The sequence below is a fragment of the Streptomyces omiyaensis genome (genome assembly GCF_014650895.1).
In the GTDB taxonomy this organism is placed as follows: Bacteria; Actinomycetota; Actinomycetes; order Streptomycetales; family Streptomycetaceae; genus Streptomyces; species Streptomyces omiyaensis.
The window spans coordinates 1-21,619 of sequence record NZ_BMVV01000050.1 but is presented as its reverse complement, the minus strand read 5'-3'; the positions used below and the strand labels follow the sequence as shown (position 1 = coordinate 21,619).

At 73.3% G+C, this 21,619-nt stretch carries 21 protein-coding genes and 3 pseudogenes; 10 read left to right on the top strand and 14 right to left on the bottom strand.

What is annotated here, in order from left to right; translation table 11 throughout:
• The first annotated feature begins 255 nt into the window (after positions 1 to 255).
• Positions 256 to 606: a PRC-barrel domain-containing protein gene (locus tag IE287_RS37080; RefSeq protein WP_189853827.1), complete on the top strand. Its 351-nt coding sequence runs from the start codon at positions 256 to 258 to the stop codon at positions 604 to 606.
• 107 nt (positions 607 to 713) lie between these two features.
• Here the strand turns inward: IE287_RS37080 and IE287_RS37075 are convergent, their stop codons facing one another.
• Both IE287_RS37075 and IE287_RS37070 read right to left on the bottom strand, forming a co-directional pair.
• Positions 714 to 1,391 (bottom strand): restriction endonuclease, encoded by a 678-nt coding sequence (locus IE287_RS37075; protein WP_189853826.1) that lies wholly within the window; start codon positions 1,389 to 1,391, stop codon positions 714 to 716.
• A 52-nt stretch (positions 1,392 to 1,443) separates the two neighbouring features.
• Entirely contained in the window at positions 1,444 to 1,686 is a 243-nt protein-coding gene (locus IE287_RS37070) for a hypothetical protein (protein ID WP_189853825.1), read from the bottom strand.
• Positions 1,687 to 2,284: 598 nt separating this feature from the next.
• On the opposite strand from IE287_RS37070, the gene IE287_RS39585 reads away from it, so the two are divergent.
• Together IE287_RS39585 and IE287_RS37065 are read left to right on the top strand one after the other, a co-directional pair.
• Entirely contained in the window at positions 2,285 to 2,554 is a 270-nt protein-coding gene (locus IE287_RS39585) for a transposase family protein (protein WP_373307983.1), read from the top strand.
• Positions 2,555 to 3,091: 537 nt separating this feature from the next.
• Complete coding sequence (locus IE287_RS37065; protein WP_229883987.1) at positions 3,092 to 3,508, top strand: hemerythrin domain-containing protein; 417 nt, start codon at positions 3,092 to 3,094, stop codon at positions 3,506 to 3,508.
• A gap of 444 nt (positions 3,509 to 3,952) precedes the next feature.
• Here the strand turns inward: IE287_RS37065 and IE287_RS37060 are convergent, their stop codons facing one another.
• The 5 genes from IE287_RS37060 to IE287_RS37040 all read right to left on the bottom strand — a co-directional run bounded on the left by IE287_RS37060 (position 3,953) and on the right by IE287_RS37040 (position 7,753).
• Positions 3,953 to 4,573 carry a class F sortase gene (locus tag IE287_RS37060; RefSeq protein WP_189853823.1) on the bottom strand — a complete coding sequence of 207 codons (621 nt, stop codon included), beginning with the start codon at positions 4,571 to 4,573 and terminating at the stop codon, positions 3,953 to 3,955.
• Between the two features lie 55 nt (positions 4,574 to 4,628).
• On the bottom strand, positions 4,629 to 5,303 hold the full coding sequence (locus tag IE287_RS37055; protein WP_189853822.1) for a hypothetical protein: 675 nt from the start codon (positions 5,301 to 5,303) through the stop codon (positions 4,629 to 4,631).
• Between the two features lie 406 nt (positions 5,304 to 5,709).
• On the bottom strand, positions 5,710 to 6,108 hold the full coding sequence (locus IE287_RS37050; protein WP_229883986.1) for a hypothetical protein: 399 nt from the start codon (positions 6,106 to 6,108) through the stop codon (positions 5,710 to 5,712).
• Positions 6,109 to 6,182: 74 nt separating this feature from the next.
• Entirely contained in the window at positions 6,183 to 6,656 is a 474-nt protein-coding gene (locus IE287_RS37045) for an ATP-binding protein (RefSeq protein ID WP_189853820.1), read from the bottom strand.
• Between the two features lie 389 nt (positions 6,657 to 7,045).
• Positions 7,046 to 7,753, bottom strand: coding sequence for a class I SAM-dependent methyltransferase (locus tag IE287_RS37040; RefSeq protein ID WP_189853819.1), 708 nt, complete (start codon positions 7,751 to 7,753; stop codon positions 7,046 to 7,048).
• 234 nt (positions 7,754 to 7,987) lie between these two features.
• On the opposite strand from IE287_RS37040, the gene IE287_RS37035 reads away from it, so the two are divergent.
• The 4 genes from IE287_RS37035 to IE287_RS37020 are packed head-to-tail and all read left to right on the top strand — an operon-like array spanning position 7,988 to position 12,753.
• A complete protein-coding gene (locus IE287_RS37035; protein WP_189853818.1) occupies positions 7,988 to 9,172 on the top strand; it encodes a polyprenyl synthetase family protein in 1,185 nt (394 codons plus the stop codon).
• Complete coding sequence (crtI, locus tag IE287_RS37030) at positions 9,169 to 10,707, top strand: phytoene desaturase family protein (RefSeq protein ID WP_189853817.1); 1,539 nt, start codon at positions 9,169 to 9,171, stop codon at positions 10,705 to 10,707. Before IE287_RS37035 ends, crtI begins: the two co-directional genes overlap by 4 nt.
• Positions 10,704 to 11,732, top strand: coding sequence for a phytoene/squalene synthase family protein (locus IE287_RS37025; protein ID WP_189853816.1), 1,029 nt, complete (start codon positions 10,704 to 10,706; stop codon positions 11,730 to 11,732). Before crtI ends, IE287_RS37025 begins: the two co-directional genes overlap by 4 nt.
• Position 11,733: 1 nt before the next feature.
• Positions 11,734 to 12,753 (top strand): Rieske (2Fe-2S) protein, encoded by a 1,020-nt coding sequence (locus IE287_RS37020; protein WP_189853815.1) that lies wholly within the window; start codon positions 11,734 to 11,736, stop codon positions 12,751 to 12,753.
• Between the two features lie 317 nt (positions 12,754 to 13,070).
• Here the strand turns inward: IE287_RS37020 and IE287_RS38960 are convergent, their stop codons facing one another.
• The 4 genes from IE287_RS38960 to IE287_RS37000 all read right to left on the bottom strand — a co-directional run bounded on the left by IE287_RS38960 (position 13,071) and on the right by IE287_RS37000 (position 16,338).
• Positions 13,071 to 13,598 (bottom strand): hypothetical protein, encoded by a 528-nt coding sequence (locus IE287_RS38960; protein WP_229883985.1) that lies wholly within the window; start codon positions 13,596 to 13,598, stop codon positions 13,071 to 13,073.
• A 67-nt stretch (positions 13,599 to 13,665) separates the two neighbouring features.
• On the bottom strand, positions 13,666 to 14,169 hold the full coding sequence (locus IE287_RS37010) for a TspO/MBR family protein (protein ID WP_189853814.1): 504 nt from the start codon (positions 14,167 to 14,169) through the stop codon (positions 13,666 to 13,668).
• Between the two features lie 258 nt (positions 14,170 to 14,427).
• On the bottom strand, positions 14,428 to 15,363 hold the full coding sequence (locus tag IE287_RS37005) for a LysR family transcriptional regulator (RefSeq protein WP_189853813.1): 936 nt from the start codon (positions 15,361 to 15,363) through the stop codon (positions 14,428 to 14,430).
• A gap of 3 nt (positions 15,364 to 15,366) precedes the next feature.
• Complete coding sequence (locus IE287_RS37000; protein ID WP_189853812.1) at positions 15,367 to 16,338, bottom strand: DMT family transporter; 972 nt, start codon at positions 16,336 to 16,338, stop codon at positions 15,367 to 15,369.
• A gap of 224 nt (positions 16,339 to 16,562) precedes the next feature.
• On the opposite strand from IE287_RS37000, the pseudogene IE287_RS36995 reads away from it, so the two are divergent.
• Positions 16,563 to 17,369 (top strand): annotated as a pseudogene (locus tag IE287_RS36995) (IS5 family transposase).
• Here IE287_RS36995 and IE287_RS36990 read toward each other — a convergent pair.
• Positions 17,320 to 17,676: an ankyrin repeat domain-containing protein gene (locus IE287_RS36990; RefSeq protein ID WP_189853811.1), complete on the bottom strand. Its 357-nt coding sequence runs from the start codon at positions 17,674 to 17,676 to the stop codon at positions 17,320 to 17,322. The pseudogene IE287_RS36995 and the gene IE287_RS36990 sit on opposite strands and share 50 nt — an antisense overlap.
• A gap of 85 nt (positions 17,677 to 17,761) precedes the next feature.
• Between IE287_RS36990 and IE287_RS39580 the strand changes: the two are divergent.
• A pseudogene (locus IE287_RS39580) lies at positions 17,762 to 18,007 on the top strand (IS5/IS1182 family transposase); the annotation flags it as partial.
• Positions 18,008 to 18,191: 184 nt separating this feature from the next.
• Here the strand turns inward: IE287_RS39580 and IE287_RS36980 are convergent.
• Together IE287_RS36980 and IE287_RS36975 are read right to left on the bottom strand one after the other, a co-directional pair.
• Positions 18,192 to 19,757: an FAD-dependent oxidoreductase gene (locus IE287_RS36980; protein WP_189853810.1), complete on the bottom strand. Its 1,566-nt coding sequence runs from the start codon at positions 19,755 to 19,757 to the stop codon at positions 18,192 to 18,194.
• A gap of 35 nt (positions 19,758 to 19,792) precedes the next feature.
• Complete coding sequence (locus tag IE287_RS36975) at positions 19,793 to 20,962, bottom strand: lycopene cyclase family protein (RefSeq protein WP_189853809.1); 1,170 nt, start codon at positions 20,960 to 20,962, stop codon at positions 19,793 to 19,795.
• A 539-nt stretch (positions 20,963 to 21,501) separates the two neighbouring features.
• Here IE287_RS36975 and IE287_RS36970 point away from each other — a divergent pair.
• A pseudogene (locus tag IE287_RS36970) lies at positions 21,502 to 21,619 on the top strand (ferrochelatase); the annotation flags it as partial.

Genomic DNA, 21,619 nt, shown 5'->3' with positions numbered 1-21,619 from the left:
GGATGACCGCCGAAGGCCGGGCCGAACAGGCCAAGGGCCACGCCCGCCACGCCAAGGAAGACATCAAGGACACCTTCCGGAACTAGAACCGGAAAACCGTTCCGGATCACCGCTTCCCCCTACCCGCGAGGCGTGGAGGCGAGCGGAAATGGTGGTTCGGTCAGTGGCATGGCACTGTCCTCCACGACCTCATATTCCGCACTACAGATTCCGCACTACAGATTCCGCACCACGGATACCGACCGAGGAGTCCTGATGAGCAACGAGATGTGGAGCTACGTTCCGACCGCCGGTCACGGCCCGGACAGCGACCTCACGGGGTACAGGGTCGAAGCCACCGATGGGCACATCGGCAAGGTCGACAAGTACTCCAACGAGGTGGTCGACCAGTACATCGTCGTCGACACCGGCGTATGGATCTTCGGCAAGGAAGTTCTGCTGCCCGCCAGCACCGTGACGGTCATCGACAACGACGAGCGGCGGATCCTGGTCTCGCTCACCAAGGAGCAGATCAAGAACGCGCCGGAGTTCGACAAGGAAAAGCACCTGGGCGACCCCGCTTATCGTGACCAGCTCGGTGGGTACTACGGCGGTTCGGGCCACTGAGCCTGCTCAGAACCGCACCCGCTCGGCAGGACGTGCCCAGGGGGCGGTGTCCAGTCGCCCGCGACGCCGGAGGCTGCCTCGGCAGCCTCCGGCGTCGCGGCAGCCCGTCAGCGGCGCCGTCCGGTGCCGCTGCCGTTGAGCGGGATCAGTGTCTCCAGGTGAGCGCCTTTGACCCAGGAGCCCAGCAGGTCGCGGTGCAGGGCCACGATGTCCTGGCGCAGCGCCAGACCCAGCGCGTCTCTGGTGAACGCCTGGCAGGTGGTGACGAACAGGGCGACGTCCGCGCCGTGTTCGAGGCGCGCGGTGCCGACGAATTTCTGCATGTCCTGTGAGGGCACCCTGCGGTGCGGTGCGTACTTCTTGCACTGGATGACCAGCTTGCGGCCGTCGGCGAGGTAGCCGACGACGTCCGCGCCCAGGTCGCCGCTTCCGCCGCTGACGACGACCCCGGTGCAGCCGTCCCGGCGGCACAGTTCCGCGATGTAGGTTTCGAACTCCTGCCACGTCAGGGCGTCGACCTGGGCCATGGACGACTCGCGCGCCCGGGCCTCCTCCTGCGCCCGCCACGCGAGGTCCTGGCCGACCGCCTGGCGGTGCGCCCGCAGCAGCGCCCAGCCGGCTCCGCCCAGCACCGCCGCGGCGAGTACGGCCACCAGGACGGGCCACACACGCGACCAGTTCCCGGCGGCCCACCCCACAGCGATCACCGCCGCCACCGCTCCCCAGCCCTGTAGCTGCTTGCGGGTCTTCTTCTTCAGGCCCCGACGCCGTCGACGTGCTGCCATCACTCCCCCGCTCCGTAGGTCCGTGGTCCCCGGCGTGCGCCCGCACGCCGGTTCATCGGCCGGCCTGCGCGACACCGCTCGCCGGCTGCCCCGGGAAGTTCGCGCTCCCCTCTCCGGCCGGAGCGGGGGCGATCGGGGCGCCCGGCGCCAGGACCCTGTCGACGGTCGGCTTCTCGTCGAAGCGGCTGCGGGCTTCCGCGCGCCACCCCAGCCGTCCGAGCCGCCCCAGCCGCCGGAGCCGCCCCAGCCGCCAGATGACGACGACTACGAGCAGCACCGCCACGCCGATGGTCATCGCTCGTCCGGTCTCCCCACCGACTGGCCTTCCCCGCTGGCACGGCTGGATGTTGCCGCCGGCCTTCTTGTGTAGTGGCACCTCGGTGAGGGTGGGGCCGGGTTGCCGGCGAATGGCACAAAGCCATCGGACCTGGCCGGATAGCGTGCGGCGAAGGGCTTCGGCCCGCACGCCCCCAGAACACGCCCGCCACGGCCGAAAGGTCGTCGGCCCCAGGGAGGCACCTCCCCAGGAGGTGTTGCCGCAGCCAGGGCGGTCGGTGCTCCTCCGTTCCGGCTTGCGGTGCCTCCCGCGGCCGGCGTACCGCTCCGGCACGAGCGCGCCTTCGTCCGGCTGTGTGCCGTGGGGCGTCGTCCGGCCGCCCTGGTGTGAGCGCAGTGGTGGGCTGGGCGCGCGAACGGCTTCGTTCACGAGAACGGGTTCCGGCTCGGGTTTCGCGCAGCGACGACGGCGAGTGAGGGCTGAGCGCCTCCGGCGGTGGGCGAAGCCGCCCGGGAACGGGAGGTGGGCAGTGCCGCCGGGCTGACGGTCCGGGTCGTGGAAGACGTTGCGCCCAGGCTGAAGGAGCTGTCGTTTCCGGTCGATCGCGGACGCCGCGGTGCGGCCGGCGGGCGTGGCTGTCGAGGCGGCGCGCCTTGACGCGCAGTGCACCACGGCCGACGCCGCCTGCCCGGGACGCGGAGTCCGCTCGAGCCGGGCTCACCGCTCTTGCCGCCGGTTTCTCGCCGATGTACCGACTGCCGGACGAAGCGTTGCGCTCCAGCTGCGGGTCCGGCGGTTCCGGTGCGGGAACACGGCGTTCCCACGTCAGACGTTCGCGGAACAGATGTCCGGCCCCACTCGCGGGCACGGCCGGCCCATCGGATGACGCCGGCTCGCGGTCCCCGGAGACCGGCCGCTCATCCCGGCGCCATTGCGGCAGCGCGACGCAACCGCCCTTCCGGCTTTGGTGGTTATAGTCTCGGATAGCGTCGCGTGCCGGTGGCGGGTGGATCGTCAGGCATGGAGGCGTTGTATCGAAAGGTGGCTCCGGCCATTCCCACCCCGATGTCACAGAAGATCACGCCTCACCCTGCCGAGACTCGATTCTCCGGCCTCCGACCCGCCGCCCCCGTCCTGTCCTGCCGACTGCTGCCGGACCCGTTCCCGGCCGAGCACGTGAACGCGTCGGCGCGTCCTCCCTTCGCATGGGCCACCGCTCAGGACTCGCCGGGCTTGCCCCACGCCCTGGAGTGGACCCGGGCATCGACGACAGCGGCGGTACCGTACGGCGGCGAGCCGCATGAGCTCCTCGCGCGCGAGCCGCGCACCGCGTCCTGGACGACCGTGTGCGCGGCCCGGACACGGCGGGAGGACGTTCTTGCCTGCTGACCGTGTCACCGCCTGGGGCGGGGAACTGCAGCGCGTGCACAACAAGCTGCGCAATGCGCTGGCGCTGGCACGGGCGGGACTGGACGGTGGCGACCCCTCTGGCGCCGCCACCGATCTGCTGTTGTTCTGTCACGGATTCTGCGCCGCCCTGTCCGGCCACCATCGCGCCGAGGACGGTTCGCTCTTCCCGGAACTGGTACGGGCGCGGCCCGACCTGGCGCCGGTGGTCGCGAAGCTGACTCAGGACCACAACATGATCGAGCACCTCATCGGTGAATTGCAGAGGGCGGTGGCCGACTCGACCGACCCGGAGGTGGCACACCACCACCTGGACGGGATCGAGGCGGTCATGGAGACGCACTTCAGGTACGAGGAGAAGCAGCTGGGAGCAGTGCTGGACGGCATGGACGCCGACTTCGACCGCACCGAGATCTTCGGCCCGATCAGCTGAACCGCCTCCCGGAACACCCCGCCCGCCGTCGGCGGGCGGGGTGTTCCGGGGTCCAGGATCCAGGTATCCGTGCCGCACGCCCGCTCCCCGCGACCACGGGGAGCAGGGATGGCGGCAGGCCGTACCGCCCAAGCGCGGACTCCGTCTCCGCGCAAGCGGGGACGTTCCGGCACAGGGGCGCCGGAGGTCTGGCGGGGGTGCAAGGGCGTCAGGGCTGGAGCGGCGCGGCGGCGTCGAGTCCGTCACCGGACCGGCCGAGCCCCCTCGGAACGGTGATCGGAGCCCGTGGGCCCGCCGGGAGCCGGACGGTGGTGAAGGCGCACGGGGCCGTCGTCGCCGTACAGTTCGCGGTCGGGTCGGGTACGGGCCCCGTCGTACAGGAGCAGGGTGTCACCGCAGGGGCGCGCCGGCCGGGCGGGGGGTGCGGGCGGCCGGGGCGGGGAGTCACGCCTTCTTCTCGGTGGCGGTGAGATGGGCGAAGGCGACGACGTTGTCGGCGTAACCGTCGCGCTTGTCGAAGCGGCCGCCGCAGGTGATGAGCCTGAGCTCCGCGCGGCCGGTGGTCCCGTACACCTTGTCGTCGGGGAAGTCGGCCTTGGAGTACGTGTTCACCTCGTCGACGGTGAAGACGGCGACGCGACGGTCGGCGCGGGTGACCTTGACGGTGTCGCCCCGGCGCAGCGCCTTGAGGTTGAGGAAGATCGCGGGCCCGGTGCGGGTGTCGCGATGGCCGACGAGTACGGCCGCACCCTCTTCTCCGGGCGACGGTCCCGCGCGGTGCCAGCCCGTCGTCATCGGCCTGCTCAGCGGCGGGGCGCCGAGCCGTCCCCGTCCGTCGAGTTCGAGGGGGGTGACGGGGGCCTCGACGAAGAGGGCGGGGACGGCGACCTTCACCGGGTGCGAGCGCGTCAGGGGTGCGTGCGCGGCCGGTCGCACCGGCGGGGTGCCGCCGCCCGCGGCGTCGTCCGCGCGGACGGTGGCGGCCGGGGGGCCGAGTTCCTCGGTCGAGTCCGAGCAGCCCGTCACGATGCCCGCCAGCGACGTGAACGTCACCGTAAGGGTCATCGTGAGCCGGCACGCGCGGCTCGGCCCCCGCCGTCGGGTGGGGCGGCGGTGCGTCCTATGCCTCGTTGCGGGCACGGCGCACGGCGGACCGGCGGGCCATGACCAGGGCCGCGATGCCGACCGCGCCGGCGGTCAGGGCGACTCCGGTGCCGAAGGACGAGTCCTCCTCGGCGCTGAGCGTCTCCAGGTCCGGGACGGCGCCGCCGCCCGCCGGGACGCCGCCGTTGGGCTGCTTGTAGTCCGCGGCGGAGTTGACGGCGGCGGGGGCGTCTGCCGGGCGGGCGGGCCGGTTCGAGCCCTGGGCCGCGGCACGGTTGTCGCAGTCGATCTTGAAGCTTCTGTTCTTCGGGCCCGCCGGGACCGTCCAGACGAGCTGGTACGTGCCCTCCGGCAGGAGGTAACGGTCGCTGCGGGCCTCGCCGTTGATGAGCGGCAGGGTGCTGACCAGGGTGTCGCCGGGGGGCACGGTCGGGGGCTGCTCGGTGATCGTCCAGGGCACTGCCGGGAGGGACTCGAAGTTGCTGGCGACGAGGCGGAACGCGCAGACCTGAGCGCCGTCCCGGCCCTGCGAGTGCCAGCCGGCGGACCGGATGTTCAGGTCGCCGCTGTCGCCGGGAGCGGCGTGGGCGGCCGGGGCGCCGACGAGGGAGATGCCGGCGATCGCCGTCGCCGCGGCCATGGTCGCGCCGGTGCGGATGCCGGTGCGGCGCACGGGATGGGACAGGGTCATGGTGAGCCCCTTCGAGTTGAAGTGATTGTCGTACTTACGAGCTGCCGCTCATCAGATGCCATCGATCACGGAACGACGGGAACGCGGCGCTCGAATCGCCGGGGACCACTCGACTGGCCGACAGGGCGCCGGAGGCTTCGGTGACGGACAGTCACCGCACTGCCGGGAAGACCCCCCCACCCTCGGGGCGACAGGCGGGGCGGCGTGGGATCCACAGCGGGGGCCAGGATGTTGACGGTCCGTCAGCCGGAACACCGTTGCGGGTACGCTCCCCGCTCGGTACCGGCGAGGCCCGGCGAAGGGCAGGGCCAGGGACCCGGCACGGGGCGGCCGGCATCGGTGCCGGTGACGACGCGCGGAGATCCCGGGCACGCAGGGCGATGCGGCCCGCGGCACCCGGGAGGGGTCAGACGGTGGCGATGCCGGCGAGGGCGGCGCGCAACCGGCGGACCGCCTCCTCGGCCTCCTCGTACTGCTGAAGGGTCGGTCGTACGGTTCCGAAGGCGAGACCGTCGTCGACGGGCAGGGCGCGCCAGTGCAGGATCGGGGTGAGCGCGGTGACGGTGGCGCCGAGGAACCAGGCCAGGCGGCCATGGACGTGGGCGAGGCCGATGGCCAGGGCGGCGAGCGCTTCGCGCAGGTGTGCCAGCCGGTCGACCTCGGACAGCATCAGCTGGGACCGCGGGTCGCCGACGGCGGCGTGCAGCTCGGTGGCGGCCTTCCCGGCCACCACGCGCTCGGCCGAGGTCGGGATCCAGGTCCGATGACGCAGCAGCCGCTGCGCCTCCCCCACCAGCTCTTCCACGGTCGTTCCCCTCTCCACTCCGAGCACCTCGTGCCCGGTGGGCGGGGTGGGTCGTGTGCGCTCCTGTCCCTCCGTCACGGCTGACGGCCGACGGGGCTGTCGCAGGGGCCGTCGGCAAGGGCGATCGTCGTGGTGATGCGCTTGCCGACCGGCTCTCGGTGGACGGCGAAGCTCCGGCCGAGCGCCATCACGATCTCCAGGCCGTGTCGGCCGATCCGGGTGGGATCGGGCCCGAGGACGGCCGGGAGGGCGGGGCTGCTGTCCCACACCGTCACCTCGACCGCGTCGTCGGCGACCTCCAGGGTCAGCAGGCACGGGCCGGGCGCGTACTTGCGGGCGTTGGTGACCAGCTCGCTGACCACCAGCTCCGTCGCGGCCGCCGCTTCTTCGGACACCGGCAGGCCGTGGACGGCCCGCACGTCGGCGAGGAAGGCGCGTGCCCGCTCACGGGCGAGTGCGATGTCCTCGCTGCCCTCGAAGAGGCCGGACGCCGACAGGACGTCCTTCATCAGCGGCCGCCTGTCCGCACGCTCCGCGTTCCGCAGCATCGTTCTCCCTCATCCCTGCGCGCTCCTGCGCGACGTCGTGTACCCCCGGAACGCCTCCTCATTCCGGGCGGACGCCAGGTTTCGCGAAGGGGCCGGTGCCGGTGGGGATCCGTCGTGCGCCGGCTCACGCGGACCGACTGCCCGGTGACCGACCGGCTGCCGGCCGTCCCCTCCGAGTTCCGCCGCACTCCGACCGGCCCCCGCAACGACCCCGCACCCGCGCCGTCCGCCCCGGTCGAGGGGCCACACCGGTCGAGGAGCCGGACCGGTCCAGGGCCGGACCGGGCAGGTGGGGCGCGGACGGCTCCGGCCCGGTCGTCCCGGGCCGGTGGAGCCGGTTCAGGAGGTGCGGATGCCCGGAGCGGGCGCGTTCCGCTCGAAGGAACCGCTCAAGGACGTTCGGCGACGAACGTGTGGGTGACGCCCGTCTGCCAGCCGGGCTGCGGCAGGCAGCGCACTCGGGCGAAGCCCGCACGCCGGAGGCGGTCGGCGAAGTCTCCCGCCGAGTCGAACTCCAGCACGCTGCGGTAGAGGTGCCGATAGAGCTCGGCGTCTCCGTGGAAGCGTGCCCAAGGCCGCACGAAGCCGTTGACGACGGCCTTCCAGACCAGCCGGTCGGACGGTCGGCCCCTGAGGCTGTACTCGTGGACGGAGAGTCGGCCGCCGGGCCGGAGGAGGCGGTGGACGGCCCGCAGCACGGCGTCGGGGTCGGCGACGTTGCGCAGCAGGTACGCCGCGAAGACGGCGTCGTACGGGCCTCTCGCGTCGACCTCCGCCATGTCCTCGACCGGGGCGTGGACGAAGGACACGCTCTCCGGCCAGGTCTTCGCCCGTGCGCGCGCGAGCATGCCGGCCGAGGCGTCGACGCCGATCACGGTGGCCAGCGGCGCGGCGCGCAGCAGGGCTCGCGTGGACGTGCCCGTGCCGCACCCCAGGTCCAGCACGGTCAGTCCGGCGCCCCTCCCCGGCAGGCCGAGGCGGCGGGCGGATCGGCGCAGGTGGGCGGCGTAGCCGGGACTGGCGGACGTCATGAGGTCGTAGGACGTCGACGCGTGGTCGAACGCGGCGGCGAGTCGTCCGTCACGGAGCATGGCCATGGGCATCCCCTCACTCGGCCTCCCAGCCTGCCGTACCCGGAGGGCCGGAGCCACGGGACGCGCCGCCGGAAGCCGCCCCGACGTCCCCGTGACGGTCGAAAACCGTCGGCGCGGCGCGCGCGGAACAGGGCCAGGTGGCCCAAGCCCTGCCGGAGTGCCGCATCCGCGGGGCACAGAGAGGGGGAAGTCCACCACGCACCGCACTGCCAGACGCCCGGCAGCAAGGGAACCCACATGCAGACGCTCGATCCGCACACGGTCGACCGCGACGTCACCGCGGCTCTGGACCTCGTCCTCCACGACGTGCTCCGACAACGTATCGACGAGTCCCTGGCCATCGAGGGGACCTTCGCCGCGGACATCGCGCGGCGCGTGGCCGGCTTCACGGCCGGCGGCCACCGCCGCAGAGCCCGGCTCCTGTGGTGGGCCATGCGCGCAGTCGGCGGGGACGGCGACGAGGCCGACGCGGCGCTGCGCGCGGCGGCGGCCGTCGAGCTCGTGCAGACGTGCGCGCTGATCCACGACGACGTCATGGACGGGTCCCGGACGCGCCGGGGTGAGCCCGCCGTCCACGTCGCGCTCGACCGCCAGTACGGGGCGGAAGGGTCCACGCGCCCCCTGGCGGGCTTCGGCGGGTCGGCCGCGGTGCTGGCCGGGGACCTGGCCCTGGCCTGGGCGGACGACGTGTTCGCGGAGGCCCTGCTGAGAACCCCGCACTCGGCGGGGCTGGGCGCGCAGTGGCGGGCGATGCGGACCGAGATGGTCGCGGGGCAGTACCTGGATCTGCACGCGCAGATGACCGGCTCGCGCTCGCGCGGTCTCGCCCTGCGGACCGCGGTCCTGAAGACGGCGTGCTACTCGGCGGTGCATCCCCTCCTGCTGGGGGCACGGCTCGCGGGGGCCGGGGAGGGGCCGGTCGGGGAGCTCCGCCGCGCCGGGCTGTGCGCCGGCATCGCCTTCCAGCTGGAGAACGACCTCCAGGGGGTCTTCGGCGATCCGGCCCGCACCGGCAAACCGGCGGGCGAGGACCTGCGCGAAGGCAAGGCGACCTACCTCATGGCGGTGGGAAGGGCGCTGTGCGTCCGCCGCGGCGACACCGCGGGGCTGCGGATGCTGGAGACGGTCGTCGGATCCCCCGCCGCCACGGACGCCGACCTGTGCCGCGTGCGGGACCTGCTCGACGGGCACGGGGCCCGCGCGCACGTCACCGCGCGCGTGGACGGCCTGTGTGCGCGGGCCGTCGGCGCCCTGCGGCGGACGGACCTGGTGCCCGGGCCGGCCGAGCAGCTGGAACGGCTCCTCCTGGACGCCTGCGGCCGCACGCCGGCGGAGGTCGGGTCGCGTGCCGCCGCGGAGGACCCCGGCCCGGGGGAACCGGAGCGCCGGTCCTCGGCGGCGGTGACGGGAGGGGTGCGGTGAAGCGCGTTCCGGGAAGGACGGACCACGTGGTCGTGGTGGGCGCGGGGTTCGCCGGTCTGTCGGCGGCGCTCCATCTGCTCGGGGCCGGCCGGAAGGTGACCGTCGTCGAGCGCGACGCCGTACCCGGCGGGCGGGCCGGGCGGCTGGACCTCGACGGGTTCCGGGTGGACACGGGGCCGACCGTCCTCACGATGCCCGCCCTCCTCGACGAGGCGTTCGCGGCCGTCGGGGACTCGCTGCGCGAGCGGGTCGAGCTCGTTCCGCTCCACCCGGCGTACCGGGCGCTGTTCCGGGACGGGAGCGCCGTCGACGTCCACACGGAGGCCGCGGCGATGGCGGCCGAGGTGGAGCGCTTCGCCGGGGCCCGGGAGGCCGACGGCTACCTCAGGCTGCGCTCCTGGCTGGGCCGGCTGTACGCCGTGCAAGAGGACCGGTTCATCGGCGCGAACTTCGACTCGCCGGCGCAGCTGCTCCATCCGGACCTGGCCCGGCTGGCGGCGCTGGGCGGGCTGGGGCGCCTGGACCGCGCCATCGGGTCCTTCCTGAAGGACGAACGCCTGCAGCGGGTCTTCTCGTTCCAGGCCCTCTACGCGGGCGTGCCGCCGTCGCGGGCGATGGCGGCCTACGCGGTGATCGCGTACATGGACACCGTGGCGGGCGTGTACTTCCCCCGGGGCGGGATGCACGCCGTGCCGGTGGCGATGGCAGAGGCCGCCCGGCGGGCCGGGGCCGACCTCCGCTTCGGCGAGGGGGTCGAGGCGCTCGAACGGTCGGGGGCGCGGGTGACCGGTGTCCTGACGGAGCACGGGCGGATCGCGTGCGACGCGGTGGTGCTGACCACGGAACTGGCCCACGCCTACCGCCTCCTGGGCCGCGCGCCGCGACGGGCCGTACGGACCCGGCACTCCCCCAGCGCCGTGGTCCTGCACGCGGGGACGGACCGCACCTGGCCCGTCCTGGCCCATCACACCCTCTTCTTCGGTGGTGCCTGGTCGCGGACGTTCGAGGAGATCACCCGTACCGGGGAGCTGATGACGGATCCCTCCCTCCTCGTCACCCGGCCCACGGCCACGGACCCCGCGCTGGCGCCGCGCGGCCGGCACCTCCACTACGTCCTGGCGCCGTGCCCGAACACCGACATCGGGCCGGGCCCGCTGCACTGGGGCGAGCTCGGCCCGGCGTACCGGGATTCCCTCGTCCGGGAACTGGAACGGCGCGGACTGGACGGTTTCGGCGACGCCATCGACGCGGAGTGCCTGGTGACCCCCGCCGACTGGACGGCCATGGGACACAGCGCGGGCACCCCCTTCTCGGTCGCCCACACCTTCGCCCAGACGGGGCCGTTCCGTCCGCGCAACCTCGTGCGGGGCACGGAGAACGTGGTCCTGGCGGGCTGCGGCACCACACCCGGCGTCGGCGTGCCGCCCGTGCTCATCTCGGGGAGACTGGCCGCCCACCGCATCACGGGAGCGACACCCGGAGCACGGCGGCGCCCGGTGCCCGCCGTCGCGGGCGGCAGTCAGGAGATCTCGTGACCAACCGCGAAATGGACGCGGCCGAGGCGTACGACCCCGCGCTGCGGGCGGCCTACGCCGAATGCCGCCGGCTGAACGCACGCCACGGAAGGACGTACTTCCTCGCCACGCGGCTGCTGCCGCTCGACCGCAGGAGCGCGGTCCACGCCCTGTACGGTTTCGCCCGGCGGGCGGACGACATCGTGGACGAGAACGGCTCCGCGTCGGCGGAGGAGCGCGCGGCCGCGCTGGACGTCCTGGAGGCCGAATGGCGCCGGGCGCTGCGCGGACAGGCGGTGGCGGACCCCACCGTGACCGCGGCGGCGCACACCCGTGAGCGCCTCGGCATCCCCGCGCGGCACTTCGACGACTTCCTCGCCTCCATGCGCAGCGACCTGTTCGTGAGGGAGTACGCGACCTACGCCGATCTGCGCGCGTACATGCACGGGTCGGCCGCGGTCATCGGGCTGCAGATGGTGCCGGTGCTCGGAACCGTCGTGCCGAGGGAGGAGGCCGAGCCCTACGCGGCGGCGCTGGGGATCGCCTTCCAGCTGACGAACTTCCTCCGCGACGTCGGGGAGGACCTGGACCGGGGCCGGGTCTACCTGCCGGCCGATCTGCTGGCCGCGTCCGGTGTGGACGGGGAGCTGCTGCGGTGGAGCAGGCGGACCGGGTCCCACGACCGGCGGATCACCGAGGCGCTGCGCGCGGCAGCCTCTCTCACCCGCGGCGTCTACCGGGACGCGGAGCCGGGGATCGACCTGCTGGAGCCCGTGTCCGCGCCCTGTGTGCGGGCGGCGTTCGTCCTGTACCGGGACATCCTGGCGGTGATCGAGAAGGAGGGGTATCCGGTGGTGCATCGGCGGGCCGTGGTCGGCGCGCGCAGACGGGCGTCGATCGCGCTGCCCGGCCTCGCGCGGGCCTGGGCCGCGCGTGCCGGATGGCGGACCGGTGCTCCCGCGGCCGGAGGCGGACCGGGACGGACGGCGTCCGGGGCGCGGAGCCTCCGGGGCCGGGAGGGCACGAGCGCGCGGGAGAGGACCTGAGGTGACGGAACGACACGGACGGGGCGACCGTCGTCGCCTGCCGCTGAGCCTTCGGCGCGACGCGGTGCCCTGGGAGGGCCAGCGGGCCACCTGGCGGCAGGCGCGTCCGGCGGCGATCGCCGCCGGACTGAAACGGGCGGCGTCCCGGCCCTCGGGCAACTGGTACGTCGTGGGGGCGAGCGAGGACATCCGGGCGGATCGCCCCGCGGGACGGAACGTGGCGGGCACCGAGGTGGTGCTCTGGCGCGACGCCCGGGGCGAGGTGCGCGCCGGCTCCGGGGTCTGCCCGCACCTCGGCGCCGCGCTGAAGGACGGCGTGGTCCGGTGCGGGACCCTGATCTGCCGCTGGCACGGCCTCGCTCTCGACGGCTCCCCGTTCGCGGGCTGGGAGCCTTGGCCGGTGCACGACGACGGCGTTCTCGTGTGGGTGCGGCTGGACCGCGTGGGCGGCGAGGAGCCGACGGCGCTCCCCGTGGTGCCGCCCCGGCCGCCGGGCGGGGCGGCGATCGCCGCCGTCTACACCGGCGCCGGGGTGTGCGAGCCCGAGGACGTCGTCGCCAACCGGCTCGACCCCTGGCACGGCGCGTGGCTCCACCCGTACTCCTTCGTCGACCTGGAGGTGCTCTCCGCTCCGGCGGACGACGCCGCCGACGCCGCCGACGCCCTCGTCGTGCGCGTGTCGTTCAAGGTGGTGGGCCGCGCCGTGGTGCCGGTGACCGCCGCCTTCACGGCGCCGGAACCCCGGACGGTCACCATGCGGATCGTGGAGGGCGAGGGGGCCGGTTCCGTGGTGGAGACGCACGCCACGCCGCTGACCCCCGCCGGGGCCGGGCGCCCGCGCACCGCCGTGGTCGAGGCGGTCCTGGCGACGTCCGACCGCCCCCGCTTCGGTGCGGTCATGGCCCTGGCACCCCTGCTGCGGCCCGCGATGCGGTCCGCGGCGGGGCGCCTGTGGCGCGACGACCTGGCGTACGCGGAGCGCCGCTGGCGACTGCGGAGCACGGGCCGGTTCCCGGGCTAGGCCGCCCCTTCCGGATCGTGCCGGGCCCGCGCCGCCCGGCACAGCACCTCGCCGCGTCGTCGGGACGCACGAGTACGCCCGGCACGAGGGTGCCCCTCCGCCCTGCGACGCACGGCACCGGACGACGCGGGACGGGGCCATCCCCGCGCGAGCGGGAAGCAGCCGGCAACGGACGCCGGCCAACTCCGGCTCCACCACGAAGCACGAAGAGGGGAGCAGAAGCTGACCATGGGGGTGCGGACTCCAAGTCGAGGCCGTCTCCGCACGAACGGGGAGCAGTACTCCTCGGCGAGGCCCCGGCCCAGCGACCCAGAGGGTCAACCCAGCTCAGCCACGTCGGAGCCAGCCGGCCCGGGGGGCCTCTGGTGGCCGCACTCCAGCCGGGTGCCGTTGGCGTCCGTCACCGTGTACTCCAGGACGATCTTGGTCGGGTCGCCGTCCTCATAGGGCCACACCGTGATGCCCCCCTCCCAGACGAGGGTGGAGAACCAGACATCGATCCCCTCGGCTTCAGCCGCGACCGTGAAGACCTCCCCGGGTTTCAGATGGAAGTCCTCACCGTACGGCTCGATGAAGAGACAGAGATCGCCCTCGCCCGCGTTCTCGACAGGCAGCCTGCTGCGTCCCACTCGTGCCCCCAAGACCGCCACTCCGATGCGCTGCTCCACACTATCCGCCCCCACCAGCCCCACCGGGCTCGAGCAGCCCTGTCCCGCCGAGTCCGTTGCGGGACAGCCCTTGGAACCGGCTGTCCGCTCCGGCGCCGGGGCCGTCCCCTCACCGGCGTAATCCGCGTCCATGACCTTCCGCGCCGTCACCACGGCTGTCTCGCGAGCCCTCACCACCGCCGTCACCCCTTCGCACGAAGGGGCACAGCGACACGCGCGCGACCGGCCGGACAGCTCCCGGGCGTCAGGTGTTCGCGAGCCAGATGCCGAGGTTGAGGGCCGCGGCGAAGGTCACCCACAGGGCGTAGGGGACGAGCAGGAGAGCCGCGGCGCGGCGGTGGCGGGCGAACAAGGCGATGGTGACCGCCAGGGCCACCAGGAGGAGACAGATGTCGAGGAAGGCCAGCCCGTACTCGCCGGCGGCGAAGAAGACCGGGGACCAGGCGAGGTTGAGGAGCAGCTGGACCGACCACCAGACCATGGCGTTCCTCGTGGGTCCGTGAGGCTTCCGGATCACCAGCCAGGCCGCCACGGCGATGGTGCCGTACAGCACGGTCCACACGGGGCCGAACAACCATCCGGGCGGTGCCCAGGCAGGCCGGTCCAGCGCCTCGTAAGTCTCGCCCGCGTCCCCGGTGGCCAGGGCGCCCAGGGCGGCGACGGCGTAGCAGAGGGCGAGGAGGGCCACGAGGAGGAGGCGCGAGCCCTCGCGTCGTCGTCCGGTTTCCGCGGGTGCTGCGTTCGTCACGGTGGAGTCCGTTTCGTCGGTGGGGTGACGTTGAGCTCGTGCCCGCGAGAACGTCGGTGATGCGGGTGGGACGCTCCCGTCGTCGTCCGGTCGCCGCGGCTGCGTGTCCGCGGGCTGCCGCGCTCGGTCATGTCGTTTCCCTTCGTCCGCGGGCGCCACTCCGCGTCACGGCGCGTGTCCGCCCCTGGTGCACGTTCGGATGAGGGCGCGTGCTCGGGACCGGCCCGCAGGTCGAATCCGGGTTCGACGCAGGTCCGCTTATGCGAGGTGCTGCGTGCCGGTGGCCGCCGCTGAGTCGTGGAGCAGTTGCCGTACGCGTCGCAGGTCGGGGTGCTTGCCGGTTCCCGCGCGGCTGACGGTGAAGACGGACCGCGAGACGGGGTGGAGCAGGGGGTGGAGGCTGAGGGGCCCGGTGGCGTCGGGCAGTGCCATGCGAGGAATGAGGGCGATGCCCGCTCCTGCGGCGACCAAGGCCGCCAGCACGGCGAAGTCGCTGCTTCGGGCCCTGATGTCCGGGACGAAGCCGGCGGCGCCGCAGGCGCGTTGGATCATCTCGTAGCAGGAGGTCTCCGGTCCGGGCGTGAGCCAGGGCATGTCCGCCGTGCGAGACAGGTCCACCGGTCCGCCGGGCCGCAGGCCCAGCTCGTCGGCCTGGCGGGGATGCAGGGCGAGCAGCACCGGTTCCTCCATGAGGAGGGCCTGTTCGTAGGCGGCGGGGAAGCTGCGTGGCAGCACGGTGTAGCTGTGGACCAGGGCGAGGTCGGTGGAACGCTTGTGCAGTTCGTCGAGGGCTTGGTCGGGTTCCTGTACGGACAGTCTCAGCGACAGCTCGGGGGCGGTACCGGCGTCGGCCAGTCGTTGCCACAGGGGCACGACGAGGGTGCGGGCGGCGGAGGCGAAGGCGGTGATCCGCACGATGCCGCGCCGACCGCTCCGCAGGGACGCCAGACCGGACTCGGCTGCCGCGAGCTCCGCGAGGATGATCTCGGCGTGAGCCACCAGCAGTTCACCGGCCGCGGTCAGGCGCAGGGTGCGTCCCTGCTTCTCCACCACCGGCGTGCCGGCCTCCTTCTGCAGGGCGGCGAGGTGCTGGGAGACCGCCGGCGGAGTCAGGTGGAGGGCCTCCGCGGTGGCGGCGACGGTCCCGTACGCGGCGAGGTGCTGCAGGATGCGCAGGCGTCGTACGTCGAGCACGGTCTACTCCTTGATCGGGCCGGGGCCGGAGACGGGTTCCACGATGCGGTGCGGCCCGGGGCGGGTGTTCTCGTCGTGCGCGGTCACGGGCTGGTCGGCCGCCGGGCGGCCGGGGACACGCCGGTTGATCATGACCACTCCCGCGACGCTGACCGCTCCGCCCACCAGCTCGATCGGGTGGGGCACCTCGCCCAGCCAGAGGAAGGAGACGAGCAGGGCCACCGGCGCGACCAGGTACAGGGCGGCGGTGGAGGTGGCGAGCGGCAGTCGGGCGACGGCATACGCCCAGATGACGAAGCCGAACGCGGAGGGGAGCAAGCCGAGGTAGAGCACGGAGACCAAGGCGTCGGCCGGTGCCCGCAGGGCGGCGTGCCAGGTGGCGGGGGCCAGTGGCAGGGCGAGGACCGTCCCCGCGACCATCGCGTAGGTGGCGACCTCCAGGCCGGTGTAGTGGCGCAGCAGGGGCTTGGTGGCGACGTGGTACACCCCTTGGACCACGGCGGCGGCCAGGACGACGAGGGCGGAGGCGGTGAACCCGCCGGCGCCCTTGGCCATGCTGACGATGGCCGCGCCGGCGAGCGCGACGACACTGCCGAGGACGATGTTGCGGCTCAGCCGCTCTTTGAGGACCAGGCTTCCCAGCAGCACGCTGAAGGCGGGGGTGATCGCGATCAACAGGCTGGCCGTGCCGGCCGCCACCTCCGCCTCGCCCCGGTTGAGCAGGAGCTGGTAGGCGGTGATGCCCGTCGCCCCGCACAGGACGATCAGGGGCAGATCGCCGGGCCGGGGCGTGCGGACCTTCGCGAAGGGGGCCACGAGCAGCAGGGCGACGGCAGCGATCATGATGCGCAGGAACGACAGGCCCTGGACCCCCAGGCCGTCGACCCCGACCCGGATGGCGGGAAAGGCCGAGGCCCACAAGACCACGGTGCCGGTCAGGGCCAGGAAGCTGGAGGAGAGGAAACGTGGCTGCATGGGGTCCAGCCTCCCCGCCCGGAACGAAAAGTTCCATTTAGTCTTCCGAGAGGAAACCATTAGTCGCACTTATCCATGGGGTGCGGACGCGGCGGTGCGAACGGCGGGTGAAGGTCGTACGGGGACGACGCGGGGACGGGCCTGAGGGCGGTCGGCGAGGGGTGTGGGGACGGGCCTGAGGGCAAAAGGTCATCTCATTTGGCTAGCCGGTAGGGTGCGGGCTCGTGGTGGGGATCGTCGAACGGCTGGTGCCGGACGAGTTGTGGGAACTTTTCCAGCGAGTGGTTCCGGAGGCACCCTCGCGGCCCCAGGGCGGTGGCCGCCGTCGGCATGGCGACCGGGAGGTGCTGGCCGCGATCGTGTTCGTGGCCACATCGGGCTGCACGTGGCAGCAGTTGCCGTCCGCGTCGTTCCGGTCGTCGGGAGCGACGGCCCATCGGCGTTTCTCGGAATGGACGAAGGCCCGCGTGTGGGCCAAGCTCCACCGCCTGTCCTCGACGCTCTCGGCTCGCGAGGCGATCTGGACCGGTCCCGCTGTGCGATCGACTCGGTGAACGGGCGAGTCATGAAAAGGGGGAGCTGACGGGTCCGAATCCTGTTGACCGGGGCGAGTACGGCTCGAAGATCCATCTGATCACCGAGCGCACTGGTCTGCCCGTCTCTGCCGGCATCTCGGCAGCCAACCTGCACGACAGCCAGGCCCTGATCCCCTTGGTCAAGGGCGTACCGCCGATCCGGTCCCGCCGCGGCTCTCGGCGGCGCAAGCCCGGCAAACTTCACGGTGGCAAGGGCTACGACTACTCCCACCTGCGACGATGGCTACGCGAGCGAGGTATCACCCACCGCATCGCCCGCAGGGCGTCGAGTCCTCGCAGCGACTGGGCCGCCATCGCCGGACCATCGAACGCACCATGGCCTGGCTCGCGGGCTGCCGCCGGCTCCACCGACGCTACGAACGCGAGACCGATCACTTCCTCGCCTTCACCACCATCGCCTGCGTCCTCTTCTGCTACCGCCGGCTCGTTTGCTGATGTGGGTACGCAGCAGCTGTACGGCCGGGTCGTGATCGTAGGAAGTGGCCACCTCCAGAGGAGTGTGGCCGTCTGGATCAGCGAGTTCAGGGTCCGCGCCGAACGCCAGCAGCACGGCCGTGGTGTGCACCGTCAACGGCTGGCCGCTCTGCAGGGCGCCATCGCCCTCGGTATCGATCGCGTGCGTCAGCAGCGTCATGTTGCTGAAGACCTCATCAGGGTCGGCACCGCGGGCGAGCAGGCGGGCCAGGGTTTCCGCGTCCTCGTGCTCGACCGCGTAGTGGGTTGGCGTCCAGTAGTCGCTCATCGGCGCATTCAACAGCGATCGAGACGCCTCTACCAGCGACTTTCGATAGCGTCGGCAGCCACATGAGATGGCCTCTCAATGACCAGGCCAACAACGACCACGGCCCGGACGGTGGGCGTATTCGTCCCGGGCGATCCGGACCCACCCGTGCCGGCGCGGGATCCGGGCGGTGATCCCGCAGCCCTCCGACCAGACCGCCAACCGCAAGCGGTCCGACCGGATCTGTGGCCGTCCACCGGCCTTCGACCGCGAGGCCTGCAAGCAGCGCAACACGGTCGAGCGGTGCGTCAACGAGCTCGAACAACGGCGCGGCCTTGCCACCCGCTACGACTGTGAGGATGTTCAGGTGCCGCTTCGGGCGGTGGGCTGACCCGCATGGCGACTGGCCCTGATGCCTCGGTCTTGATCAAGACCGCCACCGCCCACCTCGCCGGACTCTCCCTCGCCACCGTCTTCAGCTGGTCAGCGAGACGACCCGAAGAAACGGCCCGGGCCGCGGGCGGTTCGCCAGGCTGTCAGGGCGTGGAGCCGGGGGCCATGCGGGCGAGGAGCCTCAGCGCGGCGGAGCGCCCGGCGGTGGGAACGGTCCACAGCGTCTGGCCGCGCAGGCCCCACCGGCGGAGATGGGCGTTGGCCGCGAGGAAGCCCGTGGTGGCCGCCCGTTCCATGAGGGCCACGGGGTGTTCGGTGCGGACCAGGTCTCCGGCGACCGTCACCGTGGGGTCGGAGGTGTGGACGGTGGGGCGGTTCCGGTGACCACCCACCTCGAAGAGCGGGCAGTCGGAACGGAATTCGTGCCGCTCGTCCACCACGGTCGCGGTACGGGTCTCCGGCCAGGCGTGGTGCAGCCGCGCCACCAGTTCGCGGGAGAGCGTGCGGGGATCCGTCGACGGATCGACCGCGTAGGCGTGCAGTTCGACGACCGAGCCGCCGGTGCGGGCGGCCCAGCGAGCGGCTTCGCCCTCCCAGCGGTCGAGCACGCTGATGTTGTCGAGCGGGCCGTATCCGCTGGTCCCGAGGAAACCGGGGCGCTGCGGGTCCACCGGCCGGTCGAGCCACAGACGGGACACGAGGAAGGGCGGCGCGGTGCGGAGCGCGCCGATCCGGGCGCGCCAGGACGCGTCGCAGAGGGCCGGGGACGCGGAGACGATCCCCTGGAGGCCCGCGGTGTCGGCCGCGAGCACGAGGGCGTCGACGTGCCGGGAGCCGTCGGCGGAGGAGAGCGTGTGCCCGCCTTCCGGGGCGGGGACGATCTCCCGTACGGCGGTGTCGGTCAGGATGCGGACCCCGTGGCCGCGCAGGTAGGACGCGAGGGGGTCCCACAGTGCCTGCGGGTAGGGCTCGTTCGGCACGTCGAAGAGCAGGCCCTCGGACGAGCCCAGGAAGTAGATGTGGAACATCAGCACGAGCTCCGCGGCGGACAGCTCTCCGGGGTCGGCGAAGAAGCTGCGGGAGAAGACCTCGAAGGCGAGGTGCTGCGCGGCCGGCGGGAACCGGATGGCGTCGAGGAAGTCCCGCGCGCTGACGGCGTCGTACCGCCGGTAGACGTCGGCGACGCGGACGTCGAGCAGGGGAAGCGCGGCAGGGGCGTTCATCCGGGCGAGGTCACGCCAGCCGAAGCTCGGACTGAGGGCCACGAACCCGAGGGCGCTCCAGGGCGGTGTGCGCGGCACCCGCGCGAAGCTGTCGTGGAGGCCGGAGCCGTGCCGCAGCGGGTAGTCGGGCAGGCCGGTCAGCCGCTCCAGGGAGGGGTCGATCCGGCGCAGCAGTCCGCGCAGGTTGTAGTACTGCCGGAAGAAGGCGTGGAATCCGCGGCTCATCGTCACGGCCGAACCGTCGTTCAGCCGGTCCGGCCAGCCGGCCAGTCGGCCGCCGAGAGCCGGCTGCCGCTCGTAGAGCGTGACGTCGACGCCGCGTTCGGCGAGGATCGTGGCCGCCGCGATCCCGGCGATCCCGCCGCCGACGACGGCGCAGGTGGGACGTCGGCCGGCGGGCGTCCGGCCGAGCCCCGGCGCGGCGGGCACGACGACCGCTCTGCGGTCGCGGCCTCGCGGGGCACTGGCGTGACGGGTGGGGCGCATCGCGTGGGCTCGCTCTCGTGGGAGGGGGCGCCGGTTCAGCGCCGGCGGGAGAGGAAGGGCAGTTCCGCGGTCGTGCGGAGCATGGGGAGGACGGGGGTGTGCAGGCCGATGCGGAACTCCTCCGTCGGGCGCGTCCCGCCGTCGAGGAACCTCAGCAGCGTGTCGACGGGGACCTCGGCGAACAGACGGGTGAAGAAGCCGGGGCCGGAGATCCTTCGGGTGTCGAGGCCCCGCAGGAGGATCGCGTCCATCGCGAGGGCCCGCCGCGGATAGGCGGGCGGGGGCAGCGGTTCGCGGCCCGCGTGCACGAGGGCGGCGACGGCGCGCGTCTGCCGCTGGATGGCGGCGAAGGCGTATCCGGTGGAGGGCCGCACGGCTCCGCCGGCAGCACCGATCCGGAAGGTGCTCAGGCCCGCCCGCCGGGGGAAGCGGGCGTCCGTCATCGGGATGCGGCCGCGCTCCACCGCGCGCACGTCGAAGTCGCCCAGTCCGAGGAGGGATCCCGTGTAGTGGCGCAGGGCGGCGTCGTACTCCCCGTCGGACAGGGCCTCCCGGCCGAACTCGGTGTACTCGACGAGGGCTTCGTGCCGGGAGAGCGGCAGCACGTAGCCGAAGGAGAGGCCGTGCGGTGGCTGCGGCGTCCGGAAGTCCATGAGGTCGACGGCGTCCGGCGCGAAGGCGGGTCGTTCGGTGCGCAGGAACCAGCCCTCGAAGTGCTGGAGGAGACGGACGCGGGCTTCCGGCTCCGGGACCGGGGGCCGGGTGTCGAAGGCCCAGCGGGCGCGGACGCGGACCTCCGCGCCGTCGGCGGACCGGCAGGTGACGGTGACGCGGTCGGGCCGGTCGTCGACGCCGTCGGCGGTGGCCTCGATCCGGCGCAGCCCGCCCAGGAGCGGGCGCAGTCCCCGGGAGAACGACTCGGACGTCAGCATCTTGTAGCGCAGCCCGCCCAGGTCGCGGTGGAAGGAGCGCCCGCCGGTCTCGTGCAGCCTCACCCGGCGCCACGAGGACGTCAGCCAGGCGTCGTACGCGCCGGGGCCGTCCTCCCAGTAGCACCAGGTGCGCGGGGGCGGGCGAAGGGGGCCTGAGGGCGCGTCGATCAGGACGACGTCCGGGACGGGTGCGCCGGGCGGAGGGGCGAGGAGGCGCCAGGCCAGTGACAGGCCGGCCGCCCCCGCTCCGATGATGACCACGTCGCACCGCATGGATCCCGTCTCCTCTCGGTCGCGCGGACACCGTCCCCGGTCGTCGCCCGCGGAGCGGCGGGGGCCGATCGGGCGTCCGTCCTCGGGCAGTCCACCAATACCCCAGTTCCCCCTCCCCCGGGGATCGACGTCGCCGGGAGGGAGCGGCGTATCTCGTCCCGGCCCGACGCTCCGGGCGGGTTCGCCGCCGTCCTGACGGGTCGTCCGGAAGTCGTGCGGATCGGGCCCGGCGCGCCGGATCGCGTCGCGGACCCCGGCCGTCCGCACCGGATCGAGCCGGGGGTGCGGCAGGGATTCGACGCATGTGCTGGTTGCTCCTCGCGGGTGCCGGGTGCACGGCATTCGGCGCTCGTACCGCCCCCGGATGCACCGGACCCCGCGGATCCCGGTGCCACGGCCGCGCGGGCGACCGGTGGCGGGGCGGCGCCGGCACGGGGCGCGTGCGAACCGGCTCACCCGAACGTGGACCACCGCATCCGGGCCGGGCGCGGACGGGAAGCACCTTCGTCAACCGCCCACTCCTTCCCGGGGGACTCCCGATGTCCGATCAGCTCGATCCCGCCCCGTACGACGCCCTGCTGCTGCTCTCCTTCGGCGGCCCCGAGGGCCCGGACGACGTCGTCCCGTTCCTGGAGAACGTGACGCGCGGCCGCGGCA